This is a genomic window from Neobacillus novalis NBRC 102450, assembly GCF_001591805.1.
Lineage (GTDB): Bacteria > Bacillota > Bacilli > Bacillales > Cytobacillaceae > Neobacillus > Neobacillus novalis.
This window is the reverse complement of record NZ_BCVP01000082.1, coordinates 1-5160: the sequence shown is the minus strand read 5'-3', so window position 1 is coordinate 5160 and position 5160 is coordinate 1. Positions and strand designations below refer to the sequence as shown.

Below are 5160 nucleotides of genomic sequence, written 5' to 3'. Positions count from 1 at the left end.
CAGAAATTCTGCAGCAGCCACTCCCAAAAGTGCAGCTAACGGGGAGTATTGTTTTATTATATGAACATAAAGACACTCTTAAGCGTTTTGAAGATCCGTTTCCTAAGTTCCTCGAGGTGTTCTGCCAAAAGCATCTTTTGAATAGGCATACAGTTTCTCCTTTCTTAAAAAATATGAAGATGTAAGCTTACTACTTACATCTTCGTTAAATTTACTTAGTTTTCCCCTTTTCTTCTTTTTCGTCTGACATTAAATCCTTAGCAGAGTGTTTAAATTCTCTAAGTGTGTTACCGAAAGCACGTCCAATTTCAGGCAACTTAGATGGACCGAATATTATTAGAGCAATGATAAGAATTAATATTAATCCTGGTACTCCGATATTTTGAAACATGGTGTTTACTCCTTAATAAATGATTCTATTTTTATCAACAGCAAAATGTTATAGGATCTTCCTTCATTTCTAGTTTTGTTTACTACCAACGGTGAATGTTGTTGATGCAACTTCATCGTAGCCACTACCATAGAAATAAATTAATTTATACGTAGAACCTTCCTTGTATCTTCCTGGATAACTATTATTCTTTGGATTATAAGTAAATTTACAGATTCCATCTTTTACTTGAGTGTACATCCACCATATTGACGCGATTGGTCCTGGTTTATCATTTATTTCATATAAACCGATCCAATCACTTTTTGGACTTCTAGCATTTTCTACCGTAACGTCAACCGTATCTTCTACTCCATTTAAAACATTTTTAGATAATTTAATTGTTACATCTTCTACTACACCGTCCAGCGTTTTCCCTAGTACTTTTAAAGAGCTATTACTTACATTTCCGAATGCATCAAGAGCGTGAACTTCAATCTCATATGTTGTGTTTGGCTTTAATTCGTCAATTTGCAATGTTAATGGATTTGGTACAGGATCTTTATAGAACTCTGAGAAAGCAAGAAATTCTTTCGCTACTTCGTTTGTTTCAACATTTCTAGCTACCACTTTATAATCATGTACAAGAAGATTGTCTTTAGCTTGAGTAAACATTATGGCTAAACCGGTAACTGTCGTTTTTCCATTAACAATGGAAAGCATCGCATCATTTGTAAAGAAAGGTGCCTTTTTGTCTCTATCTTCTATGTATTTAAAATTATGCTTATTAGCAGGGTAGCTGATTTCGAATGGCTCACCTGTCCAGTCATCGTTATGAATATCACGGCGTTTAATAATTACTTTGTTATTATGAACCTCTACAATCAGAGCTTGATTAAGGATATCGGCATCTTCAGGCACTTCTCCTTGGATTCTTCCGCTATCAAGCCACAAATAGGCACCAGTTGAAGTCCCAATAGAAGTAAAATCCTTTTGGTGTATGATTCTAGGGTCATCTAACGGATAGTGAGTATGACCAGAAAAAGAGATAACTTGTGGATATTCTTTCAAAGTATCGTAAAAAAGATCTCTATTTTGATTGAAGCCCCATTCGCTTCCATAGATGGTTCCTTTAATAGGCTGATGATGGAAGACAAAAATCGGTTTTTTCGGATCATCATCATTTGCTAGCCTTAATTGCTCACCTAGCCATTCAATTTGTTTTACTGAGAAGGTACCCTCTGTGTTACCATCTTCAGTATAAAGAATGATAAAATGATAACCTTTGATTATCTTATGATAGTAAATGGATTCCATCCCCGTTTTCTCTAGGAAACGTTTTTGAGCATCTGCTACCGATAAGCCATTCCAATAGTCATGGTTTCCAATCGCAAACATAGAAACAGCTTGTGGCTGTTTTCTCACATTATAAGCAGACATAAACTTATCATATTCTGATGCAATTCCATAATCCGTTAAATCTCCAACTACCACAAAAGCATCTTGCTTCGGAACAACTTTATTTAACTGTTCTAAAGTAGTAACCAACTTTTCCAAAGTACCATCACTATTATCATTAATATGTACATCACTTATTACCGGAAAAACTAAATCTGGTTTATTGCCAAGTGAATGAAAAACAGAAGAGCTAGATGCTGCACTCACAGGTATACTAGTTAACGAGTTTACTAGAGCTAATCCTATAGCAGCTCCAGCAATTTTAGTTGTCCCCTCCAAAAAGGTCCGTCGATCCATCGCCTTATTTAAAAGATTATCGTGTAACGATTTTTCTCCTTCATGGTTCAATTTATCATTTTTCATTCGTATTACTCCTCTCAAATGATAGATTTGCTAATTTCAAATTCACACTTACACAAATAAATAATACTTAAAATTTATTGATTCACTGTAAATGATGTGTAAATTATTGTTGTTTTTATCGTGAATAGCACGAAATGAAACAATTACACACATTTGCTCTAATGGTGAAAATGACCCCAGTACAACACTAGAGTCAATTAATAAGAGGGACTAATTCGCGTCACCTGCTTTAATCCATTTTAGGTTTCTAACCATAGCGTCTTTAGACCAATCAGCGGGCATTTCTTGATCTGTAATAACACAATCAATTGATGAGAATGACCCTATATGAAAAAGAGCCTGCAGATTAATTTTGGAAGAATCAGTTACAACATAAACACTTCTTGATCTTTTGATCATAATAGTAGATGCAGTTGCTTCATCTATATTGAAATCGGATATTCCATCTTTGCTAATTCCTCCACATGAAATAAACGCTTTATCAAAATAAAAGTGTTCTAATAACAGATTGGTTAATGGTCCACTGATTGAACGTTGCAGTGGATTAGTTGTTCCTCCAAGTACGATTACTTTGCCATCAAATAGTTGGCTTTCTAATCGATTATTTAAGATTTCAGCTGCTGCTAATGAGTTGGTCACAATCGTGATATTTTTTACATTTTCAATTGAACTCGCAATATGTAAGGTTGTTGATCCTACATCTAGAGCAACTGTTTCTCCATCCATAATGAAAGCTGCCGCAACTTCCCCTATCATTTTTTTTTGATTATGAGAGAGGCCGATTTTTTTATTAAAATGAGGTTCTTTAATAAAACCAAAAGATCGAATAGCCCCACCGTGAATTCTGCGTAATTTCTTTTTCTCCTCAAGCGCGCTTAAATCTTTTCGAATCGTTTCTGGTGTTACGTTTAATTTTATTGCTAAATCCATTACATTAATTTTATTTTTTATATCAAGTTCTCTAATTATTACTCTATACCTTTCTGTAATTAAATTCTTATTCATACTATCCTCCCAATGCCTCTATCATTTGAATTTGGTTTTATTTAAACCAATTATAAAAACTGAATATTACAAAATGCCTAAGAAAATATTAAGTTTTGTAAATTAATCAAAAATAGAAAATAAAACAAAATCAAAAAGCATCTTTTTCATCTATCTTTTCTACTATAAATAATCTGAATGTTTTTCTTAGAAGGCTATTTGTTTCGTTTTCTTTGGCTTATTGTTTTCTGTTTTCTCTTTGTTTTCTTTACTTACCTTTCTAGCATAATTAATAATCTATCAATATTTTTATTTTACGATGGAATAGTAGATTACGGGGACAATTGAGGCAGTTCTGCTTATACACGAAACTGTATAAAGCTTTTTCCCCTATTTTTACTCTTTTCGATTGCTAGGCTCTATTATTTTTTAAAAATTTGGAGGTAATTTTTATGAGTAATCAGGATCTAAACAAAGGGTTAGACAGAAGGAGTTTTATGAAAATAGGAGGAATGAGTACGCTTGCGTTAACACTTGCGTCTACTGGATTGCCGGGAGATTTATTTACTAACAATGTACATGCTGAAAAATTAGAAAATGCTAAGCTTCAATTTAACTCAGATGGAAAGTTTAAAGTTGTACAATTTAACGACACTCAAGATGATGAACGAATTGATCGCAGGACACTTGAACTTATGGAGAAAGTTCTTGACTCAGAGAAGCCGGATTTTGTTGTTCTTAACGGTGACAATATTACAGGAGGCTGCGATTCTGAATTAGAGATGAAACAAGCCTTAAATAATTTAGCTCAACCAATGGAAAAAAGAGGAATTAAATGGGCAGTTACATTTGGAAATCATGATGAAGATTCTTCAGCCAATAGTGGAATGTATGAGAATGACATGCTGAAGTTCTATATGAATTACAAATATAATATGAATGAACCTGGAGAAAAGGGCCTTACTGGAACAGGAAACATGAACCTTGTAATAAGAAAATCAAAAGGCAATAATGCCGCATTCAACCTCTGGCTTCTTGATAGTGGAAGATATGCACCAGCACAAATAGCCGGACAAGATTTTAAAGGATACCCTACTTGGGATTGGCTTCGTTTTAATCAAGTTAATTGGTATTATGAGAAATCCAAAAAACTTGAGAAGCAGTATGGTTATAAAGTACCTTCACTTATGTTCATTCATATCCCTCTATGGGAACATCGTTTTATGTGGTATGGAAGTGTTGATAGCAGAACGAAAGCTAGCCATGATCTTGCAGCAGCAAAACATAATATAGTAGGAGAAAGAAATGAAGACGAATGTCCGGGACCGGTTAACGGCGGTTTGTTCTCAGCCATGTTGGACAGAGGGGACGTTAAGGGCGTTTTCTGCGGACATGATCATGTAAACACCTATCATGGCAACTATTATGGAATTTTGCTTGGGTATGCTGGCAGCGCAGGTTTTGGAACGTACGGTCTATCTGGTGCTGATCGAAACAGACTTCGTGGAGCGAGAGTATTCAATTTAGATGAAAATAAAGAAGGTGTTCTTGTAGAAACCCATATGGTTTTCGCTAAGGATTATGGAATTGATTTAACAGCGAACGATCAAAGTATGGATCCCTTACCATTAAATAATGGAAAAAAGGAAAAAGCGGTAAAAGGATAAATGTTGTTGATCTTATCCGTATCAATAGTTTAAAAATATTTTTAATGGAGGTAACAACATGTTACAAAATATAGGAGTTCCTGGGCTAATTTTAATCTTAATTATTGCTCTCATCATATTTGGGCCATCTAAATTACCTGAAATTGGGCGTGCATTTGGGAATACATTAAGAGAATTTAAAAGCTCCGCAAAGGATATAATGTCAGAGGAAAAAGAAGATCGTGGTGATTCTAAGTAAAAGTGTCGAAGATGTAAGTTCAAAGCTTACATCTTCCTCTTATTTCTAATAAGAAAAGCGCAAGCGCCCTGATCAGCGGC

At 34.5% G+C, this 5160-nt stretch carries 6 protein-coding genes; 3 read left to right on the top strand and 3 right to left on the bottom strand.

From position 1 onward, the window contains the following. Positions 1-185: hypothetical protein (locus BANVL01_RS28095; RefSeq protein ID WP_218010695.1), on the top strand; the 185-nt coding region annotated here is incomplete at its 5' end. 26 nt (positions 186-211) lie between these two features. Here the strand turns inward: BANVL01_RS28095 and BANVL01_RS26335 are convergent. The 3 genes from BANVL01_RS26335 to BANVL01_RS26325 form a co-directional block, all read right to left on the bottom strand. Continuing rightward, complete coding sequence (locus BANVL01_RS26335) at positions 212-391, bottom strand: twin-arginine translocase TatA/TatE family subunit (protein WP_066093016.1); 180 nt, start codon at positions 389-391, stop codon at positions 212-214. A 69-nt stretch (positions 392-460) separates the two neighbouring features. Next, a complete protein-coding gene (locus BANVL01_RS26330) occupies positions 461-2191 on the bottom strand; it encodes a metallophosphoesterase family protein (protein ID WP_066093019.1) in 1731 nt (576 codons plus the stop codon). A gap of 210 nt (positions 2192-2401) precedes the next feature. Beyond that, on the bottom strand, positions 2402-3196 hold the full coding sequence (locus BANVL01_RS26325; protein WP_066093022.1) for a DeoR/GlpR family DNA-binding transcription regulator: 795 nt from the start codon (positions 3194-3196) through the stop codon (positions 2402-2404). A gap of 431 nt (positions 3197-3627) precedes the next feature. On the opposite strand from BANVL01_RS26325, the gene BANVL01_RS26320 reads away from it, so the two are divergent. Both BANVL01_RS26320 and tatA read left to right on the top strand, forming a co-directional pair. Next, positions 3628-4842: a metallophosphoesterase family protein gene (locus BANVL01_RS26320; RefSeq protein WP_066093025.1), complete on the top strand. Its 1215-nt coding sequence runs from the start codon at positions 3628-3630 to the stop codon at positions 4840-4842. A gap of 58 nt (positions 4843-4900) precedes the next feature. Continuing rightward, entirely contained in the window at positions 4901-5080 is a 180-nt protein-coding gene (gene tatA / locus BANVL01_RS26315) for a twin-arginine translocase TatA/TatE family subunit (protein WP_066093027.1), read from the top strand. Positions 5081-5160 lie beyond the last annotated feature (80 nt).

Bases quoted from the DNA above. Each gene is read 5' to 3' on its own strand.
- BANVL01_RS26335 (WP_066093016.1), bottom strand. From the start codon at position 391: ATGTTTCAAAATATCGGAGTACCAGGATTAATATTAATTCTTATCATT.
- BANVL01_RS26330 (WP_066093019.1), bottom strand. From the start codon at position 2,191: ATGAAAAATGATAAATTGAACCATGAAGGAGAAAAATCGTTACACGAT.
- BANVL01_RS26325 (WP_066093022.1), bottom strand. From the start codon at position 3,196: ATGAATAAGAATTTAATTACAGAAAGGTATAGAGTAATAATTAGAGAA.
- BANVL01_RS26320 (WP_066093025.1), top strand. From the start codon at position 3,628: ATGAGTAATCAGGATCTAAACAAAGGGTTAGACAGAAGGAGTTTTATG.
- tatA (WP_066093027.1), top strand. From the start codon at position 4,901: ATGTTACAAAATATAGGAGTTCCTGGGCTAATTTTAATCTTAATTATT.